Source organism: Desulfovibrio sp. 7SRBS1 (genome assembly GCF_049723905.1).
GTDB lineage: Bacteria > Desulfobacterota > Desulfovibrionia > Desulfovibrionales > Desulfovibrionaceae.
Window position 1 is genome coordinate 1152609 of the sequence record NZ_JBJKFD010000001.1, and the last position, 19737, is coordinate 1172345.

At 54.5% G+C, this 19737-nt stretch carries 17 protein-coding genes and 1 tRNA gene; 14 read left to right on the top strand and 4 right to left on the bottom strand.

What is annotated here, in order from left to right:
• Positions 1-149 precede the first annotated feature (149 nt).
• Positions 150-2612: an LPS-assembly protein LptD gene (locus ACI0FJ_RS05560; RefSeq protein ID WP_424300120.1), complete on the top strand. Its 2463-nt coding sequence runs from the start codon at positions 150-152 to the stop codon at positions 2610-2612.
• A 1-nt stretch (position 2613) separates the two neighbouring features.
• The gene (gene mutL / locus ACI0FJ_RS05565) at positions 2614-4551 is read left to right on the top strand and encodes a DNA mismatch repair endonuclease MutL (protein WP_424300123.1); all 1938 of its coding nucleotides are present in this window, start codon (positions 2614-2616) and stop codon (positions 4549-4551) included.
• Positions 4552-4654: 103 nt separating this feature from the next.
• Here mutL and ACI0FJ_RS05570 read toward each other — a convergent pair whose 3' ends face one another.
• Both ACI0FJ_RS05570 and rfaD read right to left on the bottom strand, forming a co-directional pair.
• The gene (locus tag ACI0FJ_RS05570; protein ID WP_424300126.1) at positions 4655-6178 is read right to left on the bottom strand and encodes an MFS transporter; all 1524 of its coding nucleotides are present in this window, start codon (positions 6176-6178) and stop codon (positions 4655-4657) included.
• A 298-nt stretch (positions 6179-6476) separates the two neighbouring features.
• The gene (rfaD, locus tag ACI0FJ_RS05575) at positions 6477-7469 is read right to left on the bottom strand and encodes an ADP-glyceromanno-heptose 6-epimerase (RefSeq protein ID WP_424300129.1); all 993 of its coding nucleotides are present in this window, start codon (positions 7467-7469) and stop codon (positions 6477-6479) included.
• A gap of 424 nt (positions 7470-7893) precedes the next feature.
• Here rfaD and ACI0FJ_RS05580 point away from each other — a divergent pair, with 424 nt between their 5' ends.
• From ACI0FJ_RS05580 to ettA, 4 genes are all read left to right on the top strand, one after another.
• Positions 7894-8688: a DsbA family protein gene (locus ACI0FJ_RS05580; protein WP_424300132.1), complete on the top strand. Its 795-nt coding sequence runs from the start codon at positions 7894-7896 to the stop codon at positions 8686-8688.
• A gap of 161 nt (positions 8689-8849) precedes the next feature.
• Positions 8850-9491, top strand: coding sequence for an imidazole glycerol phosphate synthase subunit HisH (gene hisH, locus ACI0FJ_RS05585; RefSeq protein WP_424300135.1), 642 nt, complete (start codon positions 8850-8852; stop codon positions 9489-9491).
• A complete protein-coding gene (gene hisF, locus ACI0FJ_RS05590; protein WP_424300138.1) occupies positions 9484-10263 on the top strand; it encodes an imidazole glycerol phosphate synthase subunit HisF in 780 nt (259 codons plus the stop codon). The genes hisH and hisF overlap by 8 nt, the downstream gene beginning before the upstream one ends.
• A 159-nt stretch (positions 10264-10422) precedes the next feature.
• A complete protein-coding gene (gene ettA / locus ACI0FJ_RS05595) occupies positions 10423-12108 on the top strand; it encodes an energy-dependent translational throttle protein EttA (RefSeq protein WP_424300141.1) in 1686 nt (561 codons plus the stop codon).
• A 107-nt stretch (positions 12109-12215) separates the two neighbouring features.
• Here the strand turns inward: ettA and ACI0FJ_RS05600 are convergent, their stop codons facing one another.
• Complete coding sequence (locus ACI0FJ_RS05600; protein ID WP_424300144.1) at positions 12216-12605, bottom strand: YidH family protein; 390 nt, start codon at positions 12603-12605, stop codon at positions 12216-12218.
• A gap of 144 nt (positions 12606-12749) precedes the next feature.
• On the opposite strand from ACI0FJ_RS05600, the gene ACI0FJ_RS05605 reads away from it, so the two are divergent.
• Complete coding sequence (locus ACI0FJ_RS05605) at positions 12750-13358, top strand: DUF445 domain-containing protein (protein WP_424300147.1); 609 nt, start codon at positions 12750-12752, stop codon at positions 13356-13358.
• Positions 13359-13447: 89 nt separating this feature from the next.
• On the opposite strand, the gene ACI0FJ_RS05610 is transcribed toward ACI0FJ_RS05605, so the two are convergent.
• Positions 13448-13801, bottom strand: a complete 354-nt coding sequence (locus ACI0FJ_RS05610) for a hypothetical protein (protein WP_424300150.1) — start codon at positions 13799-13801, stop codon at positions 13448-13450.
• Positions 13802-13975: 174 nt separating this feature from the next.
• On the opposite strand from ACI0FJ_RS05610, the gene ACI0FJ_RS05615 reads away from it, so the two are divergent.
• The 7 genes from ACI0FJ_RS05615 (at position 13976) to pth (ending at position 19605) form a co-directional block, all read left to right on the top strand.
• The gene (locus ACI0FJ_RS05615; protein WP_424300153.1) at positions 13976-14248 is read left to right on the top strand and encodes a DUF493 family protein; all 273 of its coding nucleotides are present in this window, start codon (positions 13976-13978) and stop codon (positions 14246-14248) included.
• A 402-nt stretch (positions 14249-14650) separates the two neighbouring features.
• On the top strand, positions 14651-16084 hold the full coding sequence (locus ACI0FJ_RS05620; protein WP_424300156.1) for a DegQ family serine endoprotease: 1434 nt from the start codon (positions 14651-14653) through the stop codon (positions 16082-16084).
• Between the two features lie 99 nt (positions 16085-16183).
• Positions 16184-17089, top strand: coding sequence for a 4-(cytidine 5'-diphospho)-2-C-methyl-D-erythritol kinase (gene ispE / locus ACI0FJ_RS05625; RefSeq protein WP_424300159.1), 906 nt, complete (start codon positions 16184-16186; stop codon positions 17087-17089).
• Positions 17090-17092: 3 nt separating this feature from the next.
• A tRNA-Gln gene (locus ACI0FJ_RS05630) sits at positions 17093-17168 on the top strand.
• A 24-nt stretch (positions 17169-17192) separates the two neighbouring features.
• Positions 17193-18143 (top strand): ribose-phosphate pyrophosphokinase, encoded by a 951-nt coding sequence (locus ACI0FJ_RS05635; RefSeq protein WP_424300162.1) that lies wholly within the window; start codon positions 17193-17195, stop codon positions 18141-18143.
• Positions 18144-18197: 54 nt separating this feature from the next.
• Positions 18198-18809, top strand: coding sequence for a 50S ribosomal protein L25 (locus ACI0FJ_RS05640; RefSeq protein WP_424300165.1), 612 nt, complete (start codon positions 18198-18200; stop codon positions 18807-18809).
• Positions 18810-18993: 184 nt separating this feature from the next.
• Positions 18994-19605, top strand: coding sequence for an aminoacyl-tRNA hydrolase (gene pth / locus ACI0FJ_RS05645; RefSeq protein WP_424300168.1), 612 nt, complete (start codon positions 18994-18996; stop codon positions 19603-19605).
• Positions 19606-19737 lie beyond the last annotated feature (132 nt).

Below are 19737 nucleotides of genomic sequence, written 5' to 3' on the forward strand. Positions count from 1 at the left end.
AAACCCGGAAGTGCCTCCATGGTATTTTAATGTGTTTTTCCCGCCACTCAAGCCCGTTCCCATTCTTGTGGTACGGAAGTGTTGTGTGCTATCACCGGACCGATCAATATTTATGAATCCTGACCGGCCTCTACCGGAGAACACACGCCTTGCACCCCCGTACACAGACCATAATGACCGAACAAGTCCGAAAGCCTCTTTCGATATTCCTTTTGTCGCTTCTCCTGCTGGCATTTGCCTGCCCTTTTGAAGCAACCGCAGCCCCTTCTCCGACAACACTTCCAGCCAAGAAAAAGGCCGCACCGGGAAAAGCCACGCAGCAGATCAGCCAATGGCGGCTCTTTGCCGACGACCTGCACGGAAACAGCAAATCGGAAATCATCGTGGCAACCGGCAATGCCACCCTCATTCAGGCCAGGCCGAAGGAAAAAGTTACTGAAAAAAATATTGCCGACCACAACTTTCTGCAGGCAGACAAAGCACGCTACTATAGCTCCAACGGATGGGTTTATCTGGAAGGACACGTACGCGGGCGCTGGGACGATTACGAGATGTACGCGGAAAAGGCGGAATTCGACCTGCAATCCAAACGCGGGAAACTTACCAACGGCGTCATTTTTGCCAGAGGGCCGCATGTTATCATTCAGGGCGAGCACATAGAAAAAACAGGCACCCAAACCTACACGTTTCACAATGCCGAGATTACGTCCTGCAAAGGCGACCGCCCGGCATGGTCCATCCGCGTGGACAGCGGTGACCTGACAATGGATGGATACGCCACCCTGTGGAACCCCAGATTCCGGGTCAAAAACGTCCCCATCCTTTACTCACCGTGGGCCACGGTCCCCATCAAAAACGACCGTGAATCCGGGCTGCTCTTTCCCGAGTTCGGTTCGTCCAGCCGGTTGGGAACATATTACAGCCAACCGCTGTATTGGGCCATCAACGAGGAGCAGGACGCCACCCTGTACGGCACGTTCATGGACAAACGCGGCGACATGGGTGGGCTGGAATACCGAATTGCCACGGACGCCGAAACCCAGGGTATTTGGCAGTTCGACTGGTTGTACGACAAAGTGACGGCTCCTACTTTTGGTTCCGAGGACGACCAGTTTACCGGCGACGGGCTTGTACGCTCCAACCACAACCGCTACTGGCTGCGCGGAAAATACGATGGCTGGCTGGTCGACCCCAAGATAAAAATGAAGTTCGACCTGGACTATGCTTCGGACCAGGACTACCTGCGCACCTTTACACTTGGGCACTCCGATTACGACCTGGTGCGCCAGTCCTTTTTGGACAGATTCGGCCGGGGAATGGATGTCCAGGATGCCAAGGAACGTACATCCTCCCTGCTGATTACCCGAGCCTGGGATGCAGCCTGGGCCGTAAACGTCAAGGCACAGTGGACACAGAATTTTGAATACATGAACGGCAACCTGCCCGTTGATAAAAACCCGACGGCCCAGACGCTGCCCGAAGTGACTGCCTACGCCTACAAGCAGCAACTGCTCGACACGCCTTTGGAATTTGAAGGAGACGCCGGGCTGGCCTATTTCTACCGCCGCTATGGCAATAATGGCGCGCGGTTCGACATCCACCCCAAGGTCAGCCTGCCCCTGACGAATACCTACGGCAGCATCATCCCCACCGTGGGATGGCGGCAGACATCCTGGGCCATGGATTATGAAGACAATCCGGCCGGACGCTCGAACGATGAATATCTGAGCCGCGGCCTGCCCGACGTGAACATTACCGCTTTTTCGGAAATATTCCGCGTGTTCGGGCTGGACTATGACCACAGCTCTCTGCGCCCGGTAAAGGCCAATGCAGGGAAAGCCGCATGGACGGAAATGCGCCATGCCATTCAGCCGCGCCTGGAATACAACTACGTCCCCTTTCTGGATCAGGAAGAATATCCGGACTTTTCCAACCCCGGCCAGCTTGACGGAACCGACAGGCCCGACCGGATAAATGCCCGTCACGAACTCCGTTACTCTCTTATCAACTATCTGAGCAGAAAACGTGTGGCGGTCACCAAAGTACCCGGCAGCAAGGGCACGGAGTTCACCCAAAGTTCGCGTTACAACGAATTCCTCCGTGTGCGCCTGGAACAGGCCTTCAACATTCGAGAAGCCGAACGGACCGAGGAACTCGATGAATACAAACGCCGTCCGTTCAGCGACCTGCTGGGACATGTAACCATCAGCCCGTGGCAGTACATCGCTCTTAACTCCAAGTCGTACTTCTCCTTTTATGAAGACGCACTGACACAGCAGGAATTTTACACCAGCCTGACGTATCCCAAAGTGGGCGTTTTCTCGTTGGGTTATACCTATTACAGACCCGTCGACGAATATGACCGCCAACGCACACAGGAATTAAATATGCTGGATATGCGGGCACACCTGACTCTGCCCTACAGTTTCCTGCTGGCTGGTCGCTATCAGGTGGATATTTTTGAAGATCACGACGTAACCAAAGAGCTGATCCTGACCTATCGCCACCAATGCTATGATTTCAGCCTTCGTTATGCCGACACGCGCTACGATACGCAGATCTCCATCTGGTTCACCATCATGGGCTTCAACACACCGGCCATGGGGCTTTAAAATGGCCCAGCAACGAGCCATCCGCCCGCTGCCGCCCGAACTGGCCAACCAAATAGCAGCCGGTGAGGTGGTGGAACGCCCGGCCAGCGTCATCAAGGAAATGGCGGAAAACAGCCTGGACGCGGGAGCCGATTCCATTGCAGTGAACATCGAACACGGGGGGCAGTCGCTCATCCGAATGGTCGACAACGGCTACGGTATTGTTCCAGACCAGCTGGAGCTGGCCGTCACACGCCACGCCACCAGCAAGATCGCATCCCTGCCCGACCTGAGCCGTATCCAAAGCCTTGGTTTTAGAGGCGAGGCCCTGGCCAGCGTCTGTTCGGTTTCACGCTTTCGCATTGCCTCCCGCCCGCACGACGCCGAAGAAGGTGCAGAACTGAGTGTTGAATTTGGTTCCCTCTCCCCGGTGCGGCCTACTGCCATGCGTCCGGGAACCATCGTTGAGGTTCACGACCTCTTCGCCAATGTTCCGGCCCGACTGAAATTTCTCAAGACCGAGCCAACTGAAGCCAAGCGCTGCCATGATGCGCTGTTCCGTCTGGCATTGGGCGCGCCGCATGCAGGGTTCAGCTTTACATCAAATGGTCGCCAGCTGTTCGACTTTCCGCCGGGACAATCATTGATAGACCGCCTGTCCCTGGCTTGGCCTCCGGCTTTGTGCGAAGAGCTCACCCCCTTTGATCTCACACGCGAGGACATGCGTGCCCACGGGCTTGCCGGTTCTCCCATGAAGGCCCAGGGCAGAGCCGACCGCATGTTGTTTTTCGTCAACAACCGCCCCGTGGCCGACAAAATTCTGCTGCAGGCCGCACGCGATGCCTACAAGGGCCGGCTGCTGGCCCGGGAATATCCGCAGATCGTCCTTTTTCTGGAGCTTTCGCCCACGGACGTGGACGTCAATGTGCATCCGGCAAAAATGGAAGTACGCTTCCGCTACGAACGCGAGGTTTTCGGCCTTATCCGGGCCGCTGTTCTGTCCGCCCTGGAACGATCCGAAGGCATGGGCCGGGAAATGGAATACGAAGGGCTCCCGTCCACCGCATTGCATTCGGGAATTCAGCCCGATCAACGCGCAACAGAACATCCTGCCAGTGAAAGCCTCCCTCTGTCTCCCAAATTCCCCACCTACAAGGAGTTCAAGGAACCGGGCCGTCTGCCACTGACGCCGTCCCCTTCCACATCTCCCTTTCCCGGACTGTCTGGACGTTCATCTACCTCCAGGGAAGCAACACGTGGGCTCTCATCGGGAGTTGCAGAAGAAACAACAGACTTTTTGGCAAGCAACGATGCTCCCAATATTCAACAGAATATTCCGAGGACACCGGATTTCCAGGATACAGCTCCCTCCCGTCCGGCTCAAATATTTGGTGAGCATCGTGAACGCGTGGTAAACGGCATGGCCTACTTGGGGCAGATTGCCGGAACCTACCTTATTTTGCGCCTGCCGGATGGCAGTCTCGGGCTGCTGGACCAACATGCTGCGCACGAACGAGTGCTCTACGAGGCCATGCGCCAAAGGGGCGAACACGGCAATTCGCACCCCCTGGCCATTCCCATGGACATGCCCCTGCATCCCAGCGAACGCTCCCGGTTGGAAGAAATCTGGGGGCGGCTCAAATCCGTCGGTTTCACCTTTGGAGAAACCACGGAAAAAAGCCTTCAGGTAACGGGCGTTCCGCCCAGCCTGGAACCGGGAAAGGCTCTGGAATATCTGCGTTCCGTGCTTTCGGAGCAGGCCACGGACATCCGGGACATCTGGATAATGCTTTCCTGCAAGGCCGCCATCAAGGCAGGCGACGAATTGGCCCTGGATGAAGCGTTGGCCCTCTTGGAGACATGGAGCACCACGCAGGACAAGGAATATTGCCCTCATGGCCGCCCGGCCCTGGTTCGCTTTGGCGAAAAGGAGCTGGAACGACTTTTCAAACGCAAGTAACAAATCGCATTTTAAATACAAACGCCCCACCCGTTATCTACGGATGGGGCGTTTGTATTTTGAACCTCAATAAAACAGCATCCTGGCAGAAGCTGCTTTTTGCCTACGTGTCTGGATGCTGCCCGCCAATACTTTCCAGACTCACACCCTTGGTTTCGATGCCGAACCTCCAGGTGATGAACGCCCCCACAAGGGACGTGCCCACCAAAATATACAGAAGAGTCTGCGTTCCGATATCCTTTAGCAGAACCGGAAACAAAAACGCGGTAAGCACCGCTCCCATTTTGGCAGCAGACGCGGTAAACCCGGCTCCCTTACCCCGGACATGAGTGGGAAAAACTTCCCCGGCCAGCAGATACGTCATGGCATTGGGACCGATGTTGGTCATAAAGCTGAAAAGCATGAAGCCAGTGAAAAGAAAAAACATCTTTTCACTCCCATGAGTATCTATGGACATGGACGCCAGAAAAAGGCCGACAGCACAACCTATAAAACCGAAAATCTGCAGCCGGATGCGCCCTACGCGATCTACCAGCAGCACGGCGGCGACGATGCCGAACAACAGAAGCATGTCGATGACAGCCGCGCCTTTGGCAGCCAGCATGTCGTTGCAAATGATATCAGCGAGGTTGCGGGCGTGCTGGGCCTTGTGCCCCAGAACCGTTGCCAGAATGGTTGGAGTGAAGATGCCGATACCGTAGGTTCCCAGATCCTGCAGAAACCAGGGGACAGCCGCCAAAATGGTAGCCCGTCTGTTGCCGTTCCGAAACAATTCCGCGTATCCTCTGCTGGAAGACGTCTGTCTGCTGTTGCGACTCTCCGGCAAGGCCAGTGAAATATTAGTGGGATACAGGGGAGCGCGAAACAGCAATTTTTTGATGGCTTGTTCCGCCTCGCGTATGCGCCCTTTGGAGACAAGCCAGTGACTGCTGTCCGGAATGAAAAACCGCCCGACAGTTACCAGAACGGCCGGGATTATTGCAGTGGCGTACATCCAGCGCCAAGCCCCCAAGGTGGGGTTATTATAAAGAATCAGAAACCCGACAGCCGTGCCCGCAATGGCCCCCACTGCCTGGAACGCAAACGCGCTCAGCACAAGCTTGCCCCGGTCCGTACTGGGGATGCTCTCGAAAATCACCATGTGCGCCGTGGGGTAGTCGCATCCCAACGCGGTTCCCATGCCGAAGAGAAAAACAAGCAGCCAGAAATACCCGGGAGACATCACCAGCAAGGCGAGACAAAGAACAAAGATAACCATCTCCGCAATAAACATACGCTTGCGACCGTAATGATCGGACAAGCTGCCCAATGCCGTGGCCCCGACCAAAATACCCAACAAGGGCGCCGCCCCCACTATACCCTTTTCCAACGCGCCGAGCTGAAACTCCTTGACGATGAGCGGCAAAGCCACACCGGTAATAAAGACCACAAGCCCTTCAAAAAATTTGCCTGCCGAGGCCAAGGCCCAGATGCGCCACTGCATCTTGGTCATGGGGATTGAAGGGGCAACCGTCCCGTCCGCCCAATACGGGGTCTCGTCTATATATTCCTGCACTGTCTTGGCGTGGACAGCCCGTGTCATGTCGCTGCGTTTGAGCCCCTCGAAATTACTATCCGCTACATTCATCCCGCCCCCATTTTGCCTAAAATATCATTTCGCGCACATCTTTCCAAAGAAATATCGTTTTCTATAGCCGGAGCACAATAAAAACGAGGTATAGCAACCATATGACGAGGGCATGTCAAATTTACCAAAGCGGGCGGAAGATAAGACTGCTGCGCTTTCCATGGCGCATAAAATGAAAAGCCCCGGAAATCCGGGGCCTTTATTACAAACTGGGGCGCACTTTATAAGGACAAGAGTTGCAGAAAACTTGTCCTCACATACCTTGAGGCAGATACCCTAGGTGATTACAGACACGGCATTAGTCGCCGTAGGTATCCATGTATGGATCGTCCTTGTTCAGGTAGTTGACCACATAGTCCCGCACGCCCTGCTCCAGGGGGGTGAACTCGGCCTTGTAGCCAGCGCTACGCAGCTTGTCCACGGGAGCCTGGGTAAAGTACTGATATTTTTCACGCAAATGGTCCGGCATGTCGATATACTCGATTTTCGGCTCACGTCCCATGGCTGCAAAAACCGCATTGGCGAGATCATTCCAGGTGCGCGCCTTGCCCGTGCCCACGTTGAACACACCGTTGGCATGTGGGTTTTCCAGGAACCAGGCCATCACGTCCACAATATCCTTCACATAAATGAAGTCGCGCTTTTGCTCGCCGTTGCCGTAGTCGTCACGATAGGAGCGGAACAACTTGAGCGTGCCGGTATCGGTGATCTGCTTGTGCGCCTTGCAGACCACGCTCATCATGTCGCCCTTGTGGTATTCGTTGGGGCCGTACACATTGAAAAACTTGAGGCTGACCAGGGCCTGCAGAATACCTTGGCGGTATGCCCAAAGGTCGAACAATTGCTTGGAATATCCGTACATGTTCAGGGGCTTGAGCACCCGCATGGTCTGGATGTCATCGTTAAATCCCTGCGAACCGTCGCCGTAGGTCGCGCCGCTGGAAGCATTGATGAAACGGACTCCGTTCTGCAGGCTGAACTTGGCCAGAAGTTGGCTGAAACGATAGTTGTTGGACATGAGAAATTCAGCGTCCGTTTCCGTGGTGGACGAACACGCTCCCATGTGCACAATCGCCTGCAGGCCTTCAAAGGGATTCTTCTCCGACTGATCCAACGCCACCATCAACTGGTCGCGGTGCAAATAATCCGAGTAGCGCAGTCCTGTAAGATTCTTCCACTTTTCCTCGTGACCGAGGTTATCCACAATGAGAATATTGTCGAAACCCATGGTGTTGAGTTTCCAAACCATGGCGCTGCCGATAAACCCTGCGCCTCCGGTGACGATAATCATATGTTCTCCTTGAAATACGAACTCACATTTCGCCAGGCGCACTCGGTTGTGCGCGCTGCACGCGCCATGGGCGTCTATCCTGATGTCCGCAAAATACATTTACGGTTTTTGCGGAAAACCATAAATCAACAATACGTAGTTTTCAGACACATTCATGCCACTTCTGATGACGTATGGCGGACTCTGCCCACCGTCTTCGTGTCGCGAGTATTGCTGTCGCGGACGCGCCACAATACATAAACCGCGGGTGGAGATAAAGCCGCCTGTTCCCATCGGGCCCCTTTGAACCGTCCCTACAGTGCGGGCCCCATGGACATTATATACGGATGGGTTTAGCATTCGTCGTCATCTCCGGCCTCCCTCCCCCCCAACTGGCAAAAGGATCAAAAGCCGGGCTCACTTCATCGGACAAGGACCTAGATTTATGAGTAAAAAAATTTTTGTCATCCTGACCTGCCTGCTTGCCCTTTGCGGCTGCCAAAAAAATGTACCGGCAGATTCCAACCCTGCCCAGCTTTCACCGGAAGAGTTCAACAGCCAGTTGAAAGATACTTTGGCACAGCACCCCGAGCTGATAATGGACATTCTGCGTGATAACAAAGTGGAAGTCCTGGACATTGTGGAACAGGGCGTTGATGCCAGACGCAAATCTGCAGAAGAAAACCGCTTGCAGAAAGAGCTGAAAAATCCGCTCAAAACAGAATTTTCAATGGAACGTCCCTACCTTGGCGCCAGCAACGCTCCCGTTGAAATCATCGCCTATTCGGACTTCCTCTGCCCCTACTGCAAGCGCGGAGCAAAAACCACTGCCGAACTGCTCAAGGAAAATCCGGGTCGCATCAAATACGCCTTCAGGCATTTTGTACGCGATGAGTTCTCCGCCAAGCTGGCCCGTACCTTCGAAGCCATTGCCCTCCAGGACAGTAAAAAGGCATGGGAGTTCTACAAAGAAGCATTCGACAACCAAAGCGAACTCGTTGCCGAAAAGGATGCCGAGCTGAATAAGATCCTTGAAGGGCTGGACCTCGATATGGACCGACTTGCCAAGGACGTGAAGTCCCCGAAAATTGTCGGTTACATAAAAAAAGACGTTGAAGAAGCGGATTCCTTCGGTTTTCGAGGCACCCCCAGCTTCATCGTAAACGGTGTCTCCATTCGCGGCGCCTATCCCAAGGAAAAATTCGTGGAAGTCATGGATATGGTTGCCCCCGAAAAATAGTTCCCTTCCCCTGTCATCTCTCCGGGACCGTCGTGTCGCGCAAAGCCTGATTCCACGACGGTCCCGGCATTCTCCATTCAAATACTTGCCAAGCTGCTTGAAATATGCTCTTGCAGCGTATCGCAACTGTTGGAAACCCTTCAAGCGGGAGAGCACGCCGCATGCTGGCTATTCTTGAGTACAAGGCGGGCAACCAAACATCAGTCCGCCGCGCCCTGGACCACCTGGGCGTCCCCAATATCGTCACTGCCGACGCGGACCAGATAGACGCCTGCGACGGCATTATTTTCCCCGGAGTCGGGGCTGCTGGCCAAGCCATGGATGAACTGAATGAAACCGGCCTGTCCGACACCATCAAAGAACAAATATGGAAGGAGAAACCCCTTCTGGGCATCTGTGTAGGCTGCCAGATTCTCCTGGACTACTCGCCGGAAAACGACACCAAGACCATGGGCATTGTCCCCGGTGAATGCGCCCTGTTCAACCCAAGTTGGACCGATTACGAGGGCCGCCCCATTCGCGTGCCGCATATGGGTTGGAACTCCATCGATATCGTCCGCCCCGATTCGCCCTTGCTCAAGGGGCTGGAAAGCGGAGCAGAATTTTATTTCGTCCACTCCTATTATCCGGTGCCCGTGGACGAATACGTCATTGCCACGACCACTTATGGCAGACCTTTCTGTTCCATTCATGGACGCACCGGACTGTGGGCAACCCAGTTCCACCCCGAAAAAAGCGGTCGGCCAGGCCTCCAAATCCTCAAAAATTTCAACGATTACTGCAAGGAGGCCGCCGGTGCTTAAAAAGCGGGTAATCCCCTGCCTGGACGTGCGCGACGGCAGGCTGACCAAGGGCGTCAAGTTCAAGGGCAACGTCGATATCGGCGATCCCGTGGAAACAGCTGCCCGTTACTTCCAAGAAGGTGCGGACGAAATAGTCTTCTACGACATCACTGCCTCGCACGAAGGCCGCGGAATCTTTCTGGACGTGGTCGAACGCGTTGCCTCCACCATCTTCATCCCCTTTTCCGTGGGCGGCGGCATCAACACGCTGGACGACATGCGTGACGTTCTGCTGGCCGGAGCCGAAAAAGTCTCGGTCAACTCCGGTGCAGTCAAGAACCCCGATATCATCAGCCAGGGCGCGGCCCAATTCGGTTCGCAATCCGTGGTCGTGGGCATGGACGTCAAGCAGGTTGAAAAATCCGAAGCCATCCCCAGCGGCTATGAAATCGTCATTCATGGCGGCCGCAAACACATGGGCATGGACGCTCTGGAATGGGCGCAAACCGCCGAATCGTTGGGAGCCGGAGAACTCTGCATCAACTCCATCGATGCCGACGGCACCAAGGACGGCTACGAGCTGAACCTGACACGCCTTATCAGTGACAACGTGAACATTCCCGTCATTGCCTCGGGTGGTGCAGGCCATCCCCAGCACATGGTGGACGCGGTGACAAAGGGCGGAGCAAGTGCCGCACTTATCGCTTCCATCGTGCACTACGGCGAATGGACAATGGCTGAAATCAAAAAATACATGAGCGACCAGGGCGTAATGGTCCGGTCCGACTGGTAGTCCTTCACTGACTTCTTCCCGGCCGGAGTGCCATCTCCGGCCGGATTATTCTTCCGGCATTCTCGGGCACTCACGTTCATCTTTTATTCCCATTTCTTGCCTTACTGTAGGATTCGCAGGTACTCATCTGCCAAACGTGCATACAAGGAGCTATCCATAATGAGCGACGAACCAAACAAGATCATCTACTCCATGGTCGGGGTCAGCAAGTACCACGGCCAGAAGCAGGTATTGAAGGACATCTATCTGTCCTACTTCTACGGCGCCAAAATCGGCGTTATCGGCCTGAACGGATCAGGCAAAAGCTCGCTGCTCAAAATCCTGGCCGGTGTGGATCAGGACTTTCAGGGGCGTACCGACTGCGCCCCCGGCTTCACTATCGGCTACCTGGAGCAGGAACCTCTGGTAGACGAAACGCGCACCGTGCGTGAAGTTGTGGAAGAAGGCGTGCAGGAGGTCGTGGACCTGCTTAAGGAATTCGAAGAAATCAACATGAAATTCGCCGAGCCCATGGACGACGACGCCATGGACAAGCTCATCACGCGACAGGGCGAAGTGCAGGAACAGCTGGACCATCACAATGCCTGGGATCTCGATTCCCGTCTGGAAATGGCCATGGATGCTTTGCGCTGCCCCCCTTCCGACACTCCGGTGAATATCATCTCCGGTGGTGAAAAACGCCGCGTGGCCTTGTGTCGCCTGCTGCTCAAGCAACCCGACATCCTGTTGCTGGACGAACCCACCAACCACCTTGATGCCGAATCCGTGGCCTGGCTGGAGCAACACCTGCAAAGCTACCCCGGCACCATTATCGCAGTAACACACGACCGCTATTTTCTGGACAACGTGGCCGGATGGATTCTGGAACTCGACCGCGGACGCGGCATTCCCTGGAAAGGAAACTATTCTTCCTGGCTGGATCAGAAAAAGAACCGGCTGGCCAACGAGGAAAAAAGCGAGACCGAACGCCAGAAAACTCTGGAACGGGAACTCGAATGGATACGCATGACCCCACGCGCCCGGCACCAGAAAAGCAAGGCGCGCATCAAGGCGTATGAACAGCTCGTCAGCCAGGACAGCGAACGCAACGCCGCGGATTTGGAAATTTACATTCCACCGGGACCGCGTCTGGGCGATCTGGTCATCGAACTTGAAAACGTGTCCAAAGGATTCAGCGACCGCCTTATCGTGGACAACATGAGCTTTAAGGTTCCCGCAGGTGCCATAGTGGGCATCATCGGTCCCAACGGCGCAGGTAAAACCACGCTTTTCCGTATGATCACCGGGCAGGAAGAACCTGATTCAGGAAATCTGCGTCTCGGTCCCACGGTAAAATTGGCACATGTGGACCAAAGCCGCGACGCTCTGAATGCCGACCAGACTGTATGGGAAGCTATCAGCAACAAGCAGGACCTCATCCGCCTGGGCAACCGGGAAGTTCAATCGCGGGCCTACATTGCCCGCTTCAACCTCACCGGCGCAGAACAGCAGAAAAAGGTCGGTGTACTCTCGGGCGGCGAACGCAACCGCGTACACCTCGCCATGATGCTCAAGGAAGAAGCCAACGTCCTGCTGCTTGACGAACCGACCAACGACCTCGACGTCAACACCATGCGCGCTCTGGAAGAAGCCCTGCTCAACTATGCCGGTTGCGCTATGGTCATCAGCCACGACCGCTGGTTCCTCGATCGCATCGCCACCCACATCCTGGCTTTTGAAGGCGATAGTCAGGTTGTGTGGTTCGACGGCAACTTCACCGAATACGACGAAGACCGCAAAAAACGTCTCGGTGCCGAAGCCGAACAGCCCCATCGCATCAAATATCGCAAATTCACTCGGGCTTAGATAACAATACAAAGGGGAGAACCTCACAAAAGAAGTTCTCCCCTTTTTCTTCAGCCTTCTAACGATAAATTGCCCAGCCGAATCAGCCCTCGGCATTCTCCGAAAGTTCAGCCCAGAATATGGACGCTGGCCACCATGCTGATGGTCAGCACCAGCGCCAGGATAACGACGAGCAGTACCTCAGGCCAGGCATGAAACCAGTTATTCCCCTTGCCAAGCCGGCAGGTGATAAGAAAAAAGCGTCGCGCAGCTGCAAAAAAGATGCATCCGCCGGAAGCAAAAGCGAAAAAACTCAAAACCTTCACTTCGGTAAATGCCCTCTGGGTCAGTCCGGTTTCGTGCAGATACCAGACAAACTTTTCCAAAACGAACCCAAACGCCATAAGCCCCAAGGCGGTTCGGACCCATGCCAGAAACGTTCTTTCCGCTGCAAGCAGCGTCCGCATGTTGGCCAATTCGTTGGTGTCTGGGGTGGGCGTGGTTGTCTGACACTTCATATAGTGGAATTCCTCGTTGGTCTGTATTACGAAAAGACCGCGCCAACTTTTAGCGTGCAGACGATGAAACGCCTTGAACTTGACGCGGGCATGCCTTTCTCCTATGAAATCCAGCTCTAAATCAGCATCCAAAGGAAAATTGTCATGGAACTATGGAAACTTATAGCAGCACCCATTATCTGCGGACTCATTGGCTGGATTACAAATATTCTGGCTGTAAAAATGCTTTTTCATCCAAGAAAACCACTGAGCATAGGACCTTTCAGTCTGCAGGGCGTCTTCCCCAAGCGTCAGATGGCGTTGGCCAAACGCCTTGGCGACATGGTCGATTCACAGCTGATCAACATAGAAGAAATTACCTGCGCACTCAAGGACGATGGTATCAGTGAAAGTTTGCGCGACAAGGTCGACGCGTACGTGGAAACCCTGTTGCGGGAAAAACTCGCCGCAGCCATCCCCATGGCCGCCATGTTCCTCAACGACGAGACCGTGGCCAAACTCAAGGGTGTGCTGGTACCTGAAATTGAGAAGATGATTCCCGAACTGCTCGAAAGTGCGGCCTGCGAGCTGGAAAATCGCTTTGATGTGGGCGCCATTGTTCGCCAAAAAATTGAAAATTTCACCATAGACAAGCTGGAGGACATTCTCTTTTCCATTATGAAAAAAGAATTCACCTTCATTGAATACGCCGGGGGAGCCTTGGGCTTTATCATCGGCATTTTCCAATCCGCGCTTTTCTATTTTACGGCATAAGACCCCAGACATTGCATTGTTCATAAAAAAAGCAGGCCGTCTTGATCGTATCCAGACGGCCTGCCCATAAATCCGATCCTTGAACACGTCTACAAGCCGGAAGAAACCACGGCCTCGGCAAGAGCCCGAGGCGTAATGGACGCGGTGGCACGGGAAAGCTCCTTCCCATCCTGGTCAAACAGAACCACGGTCACGTCATCGGGAGCAAGGTTGACCTGCACGGTCATGCTTTTGCCCCTAAGCAAGGTGATGATGCGCCAGGCTTCTTCGATTACCTGGGAATACTTGGGGATACTTTGCTCCAGATTAATGCCGGTGGTATGGTCCTCGTCCACCCGGAACGGTTCATTCCCATCCCATACGACCTTGCCTGCAAAAAGACGTTCCTCTATCTTGCCGTCCAAAACCCTGTCGGGCATTTGTCCTGCGTCCTGCTTGGCCATGCAAACCTCCTTGCGGGCGCTGTCTCCCTGGACAGATGTCATTCCACTGAAAAACGCATTTCTTTCATAAAGATATAATACATTCTTTGAACGGAATGGCAAAGTACAGCCACCTTGCCACAGGCTCAAAAATTCTTAACTATCTTCCCAGCGAAATCTTATCAGGAGTTGCATATGAGCGATGTCAATAAAGACCCCTTCGACAGGCTTCACCAAACGCTGGAGGAACACCACGAGTTCCCCTGCGAATATGTATTCAAGTTCATTGTGCCGCAGGCACAATGCCAAAGCCTGAACGACATTCTTGCCAAGTTTGAAATATCCAAGCGCGAATCGAAAAACGGTAAATACGTCAGTTTCACGGCCCGGGCCTCCATGGACTGCGCCGCAGACATCATTGCCGTGTATCGCGAAGGTTCGGAAATTCCCGGCTGCATCTGCATGTAACCGGGGCCTTCGCCCCCATCCCCGTGTTCGCCGGACGGAAGCCATCCGCTCCGGCCAGGGGATTTGGCTTCGCAGCCAACGCCTTCTTTTTCTTACAATATATTTCCATTATATGGCAGCCCCGGTATGCAGATGAATTCCTCGGCACCTCCGGGAGGCTTCGGTAGGACGACGCATCCCCCTGCCAGCGACTACACATAACACCTTGTATTTTAAATATATTTTTATGAAAAACTCCCTTCAAAGGGAATATTTCCTCCTGAATTTCTTCAAAAAACAACGGAGTGAAGAGGCTTTTTTTTCTTCCCCACCTGTTTACTTCCGGGCGCAAGGGGTTATACTTTTTGATCGTGACCGTACCGGCCACAAGAAAAAGTTATCTTGCGATCAGGAGGTTTACACATGTTCCAAAGAAAACTCGCGGCACTGACGGTATTCTGTCTGTTCCTCATGGCTACCGCCGTGCAGGCCGCTTCACTACCCGACTTTACAGACTTGGCGGCAAAGGCCGGAAAAGCAGTGGTCAACATCAATACGGTCAAGACCGTAAAAACCGACCAGCAGCTGAAAAACTTTTTCAAGTATCATCAGCAGTCCCCGCAGGAAGGACCATTCCGCGACTTTTTCGATCAGTTTGAAAAGTACTTCAACAACCGTCCCCAGCGCCCGCAAAAACAGCGTTCGCTTGGTTCGGGATTCATCATTTCCAAAGACGGTTACATTGTAACCAACAACCACGTTATCGCCGGTGCCGACGAGGTCAGCGTCAACCTGCAGGACGACTCCAAGGCCATTGAGGCAAAAATCGTCGGGCGCGACCCGGATACCGACCTCGCCCTGCTCAAGGTGGATGTAAAGGAAGATCTGCCCACCCTCTCCTTTGCCGATTCCGACCAGACCAAAGTTGGCGAATGGGTGCTTGCCATCGGCAACCCCTTCGGCCTGGGGCATACGGTTACGGCGGGCATCATCAGCGCCAAAGGCCGCGTCATCCACGCCGGTCCTTTTGACAACTTCCTGCAGACCGATGCCAGCATCAACCCCGGTAACTCCGGCGGCCCGCTCATCAACATGGACGGCAAGGTCGTAGGCATCAACACGGCCATCGTGCCTGCCGGACAGGGCATCGGCTTTGCGGTTCCCAGCTCCATGGCCTCCAACGTCATCGAACAGCTGCGCACCAAGAAGAAGGTGGACCGCGGCTGGCTGGGTGTATCCATTCAGGATGTGGATGAAAATATCGCCAAGGCACTGGACCTCAAAGAAGTAAAGGGCGCACTCATTGCCGGGACCATGCCTGACCAGCCTGCAGATAAAGCAGGACTCAAGGCGCAGGACGTCATTCTGAAGGTAAACGACAAGCAGATCGACAACACCAACGACCTGCTGCGCGCTATTGCCGGTATGCCTCCCGGAAGCAAGGTCGACCTGACCATCTGGCGCAACGGACGCACCAAAAACTTCACCGTGGTTCTCGGCCAACGCGATACCACGAAGCTGGCCCAACAGGGTTCCGTAGACGAAGCCCCCAACCAGGTGGAAGAAGAGCTTGGTTTGGCCATGCGCCCGACCACGGGTGAAGAAGCCAAGGCACTGGGCATGGACAAGGCCGCAGGACTCATTGTGGTTGACGTGCAGCAGGATTCCATTGCCGGACGCTCCGACATCCGTCCCGGCGACGTGATCATCCAGGCCAACCAGAAGCCGGTCAACTCCATGAACGCTCTGCGCAAGGTGCTGGACAGTGACGCCAAGAAAAAGGGTGTGCTGCTCCTGCTCATCAAGCGCGATGGACAGAACATCATCCGCACCATAAGCCTGGACAAGGATAAATAACACCTCGTTCACTCCCCCGGTCCGGGAATATTCCCGGACCGGGATTCTTTTCATTCTCCCGATTGCGGTTCCTCGATCTATTCCTTATATACCGTTCGCATGAACACCGCGCCACAGGCATACGCCGAGGCCACCCTGCATGCCCCATGCAAGGTGAACCTCTACCTGAAAATCACCGGCAGAAGACCGGACGGCTATCACGACCTGGAAAGCCTGTTCATGCCTTTGCACACGCCCAGCGATATCCTGCACGTAACACCTGTGAACAAGGAAGGTCTGGAGCTTCAATGCCCCGGACTCGACTGCTCTACGGAATCCAACCTGATCTTCAAGGCATACGAAAAATTTCGTCAGGCTGCCGGTTTCGCTCCGGGGCTGGTGTGCCGGGTGGAAAAAAACATTCCATCCGGAGCAGGACTTGGCGGCGGAAGTTCCGATGCGGCCTGCATGCTGCGCTACCTCAATAAGGGAGCGGGGTGCAGGTCACTTGCCACGGAAGCCCTCAACTCCCTGGCAGTTTCTTTGGGGGCGGATGTTCCCTTCTTTCTGCAGGACGGTCCGGCCTGGGCATGTGGTGTGGGCGAACAGCTCCGGCCCGTGCAGCTGGAACTCTCCGGCAAGAGCCTTTTGCTGGTATGTCCTAAAGAAAAAGTTGCCACGGGTTGGGCATACAGCGCCTGGGATAAGTTGGAGAAAAAAGAAGAAATTGGAACTGTGAATTTCAATCCGGAGTTGACAGCAACATGTGAAACGGGTAAGGACCCCCTTTGCCTTGAGCGAGTTGTCTTTTTCAACAGTTTTGAGGCTGCAGTTTTTCCTGTTTTTCCCCGGCTTCGAACCATCAAGGAGACGCTAGTTTCCGAAGGGGCGGCCGGAGTGGTCATGAGCGGAAGCGGCGCATCCATATGCGCCCTTTTTAACCGTCACGACCGAGCGGAAAATGCTGTAAAAAGACTTTCCGCTCTCGACGCGGATGGTCAAATGTGCTTTATACATCAAGTATAATGCTGGGGTGTAGCCAAGCTGGTAAGGCAGCGGATTTTGGTTCCGCCATTCGAGGGTTCAAGTCCTTCCACCCCAGCCAACTTTCTCTTCGGGAACAGGACCAATGGCACTACACGGCGATCTTCGCATTTTAAGCGGCACGGCCAACCCAAAACTGGCCGAAGCCATCTGTGACCATCTCGGTTGCAAACTTACCCCTACACTTTCCGAAACGTTCAGTGACGGCGAGATCCGTATTGAAATCGGTGCCAACGTACGCGGCGCAGACGTATTTGTGGTCCAGCCCACCTGCTCACCTGTCAACTTCAACCTGATGCAGCTGGGTCTTATTCTCGACGCGCTCAAGCGCGCCAGCGCAAGCCGCGTTACGGCCATTGTGCCCTACTACGGCTATGCGCGTCAGGATCGCAAAGTGGTCCCCCGCGCACCCATATCCGCCAAACTCGTGGCGGATTTTCTGTCTTCCACAGGCATGGACAGGCTCCTGACCATGGACCTGCATGCCGGACAGATTCAAGGATTTTTCGATCTTCCCGTGGACAACCTCTACGCCGCCCCCATCCTGCTCAAGAATATTCAGGAGCTGGCCGGAGATAACGAATTGGTCGTTGTTTCTCCCGATGCCGGTGGTGTGGAACGCGCACGGGCCTATGGTAAGCGTCTCGGGGCCAGTCTGGCCATTATTGACAAACGTCGCGACGCTCCCAACCAGGCACAGGCCATGAACCTCATCGGCGACGTTAAGGGAAAAGTGGCCGTGGTTCTGGACGATATGATCGACACGGCGGGCACCATTGTGGCCGCCGCCAACGTGCTCATTGAAAACGGCGCCAAGAAAACAATGGCCTGCGCCACACATCCGGTGCTTTCCGGCCCGGCCATCGAGCGCTTGGACAACTCCGCCTACGACCACGTCATCGTGACAGACACCATTCCCCTGAGCCCCAAGGCCAAGGAATGCAAAAAGATCACGGTGGCTTCCATCGCCGGGCTATTGGCCAAGGCCATTCACAACATTCACACCGAATCGTCGGTGAGCGTGCTTTTCGTCTAAAGCGGCGCGATATTTCTCTGCAAAAGACCACTTCGGTAAAGGAGTCAATGCATCATGGCGGAAATCCCCGAAATTAAAGTGACCCCAAGGGTTGAAACCGGTACCGGTCCCAACAACAGGCTTCGCAGCAAGGGACTCGTCCCCGGTATCTACTATAATAAGGAAGGCGAAAACATTCTTGTCCAGGCAGACCTCGTGGCCCTGAACAAGTTGTACAGCCGCGTCGGCAAGTCCCACGTCTTCGAACTGAAGATCGACACCGACGGCAAAAGCGAAACCAAGCACGCCTTCATTTGGGACCTCAAGCGCCACCCCTTCAAGCCGGAGATCACTTCTGTGGACTTCTACGGCGTCGACATGAACAAGCCCATCCGGGTTGAAGTTCCCGTCCGCGTTGTCGGCAAGAGTAAAGGTGTTGTGCTGGGCGGCGTACTGGAAGTCTTCCGCGATACCGTGGAAGTTGAATGTCTCCCGCTGAGCGTTCCCGAAGCCATCACCGTGGACATCACGGAAATGGAAATCGGCCAGAACCTGTCGGTCGAAGATGCCCCGGTTCCCGACGGCATTAAAATCGTCTTCGAAGATTCCTTCTCCATTCTGGGCATTGCCGTTCCGTCTGAAGAAGCCGAAGGCGGAGAAGCTGCTGAAGCTGCAACTGCAGAATAGGTACGTAGCTTCGCGGAATTACGCATTCCAAGGGCTCCGGAAAACCTCCGGAGCCCTTTTTCGCTTTACTTGCGCTCCATTTCCTTTCCTAATGGCAAACAGTTCCAGACATTTCCGGTAGTTTCCGGTCCCCTCTTCCGAGTGGAGAGGGTTGAATTCTTCATTTTTTTCAGGATGTACTTGCATGAGCGATGCAGGACTTATCGTCGGCCTGGGCAACCCGGGGTCTACGTACGCAAAAAACCGTCACAACATAGGCTTTATGGCCGTGGACAGCATCCTTGCAGAGATAGAGGCGAAGCCTTATCGCCGCTGCTCCCTGCTGGCGGAAAACGACGACTATATCCTGTGGCGAATCAGCCTGCCCCGGGTACGGGGAGATTTTCTCCTGACAAAACCGTTCACCTACATGAACCTCAGCGGACGAGCCGTTCTGCGCATTTGCATGGAATATGGCATAAAGCCCTCGGGACTGGCGGTTATGCACGATGAAATGGACCTGACACTGGGACGAATCAAGCTGAAGCGGGGAGGAGGAGATGCCGGACACAACGGCATTGCTTCCATTGCCCAGGAGCTGGGAACTCCGGACTTCTTCCGGGTGCGGATGGGCATAGGCCGTCCGGAACGCTCCTCAATGGTCAAAGACTACGTTCTGACGGATTTTCCGCAAGAACAAGCCGATATAGTAGCCAAAGTGGCAGATATGGCCCGGGACTGCCTGCCGACCTTGTTCGGTAGAGGTTTGTCGGCGGCACAACAGGCTGTTCATCCCTTGGATGCGGCAGCTGAATGAAACCAATTGAACATAACTTTTGCTCATGCATGCATGAACAGGGCCACATTGTTTTTACCATTGCAACTACCAGGAATTCTCCGCAAGATTCGCATTAATACATTATGCAGGCTCTTCTTTTTTGGGTTCCTG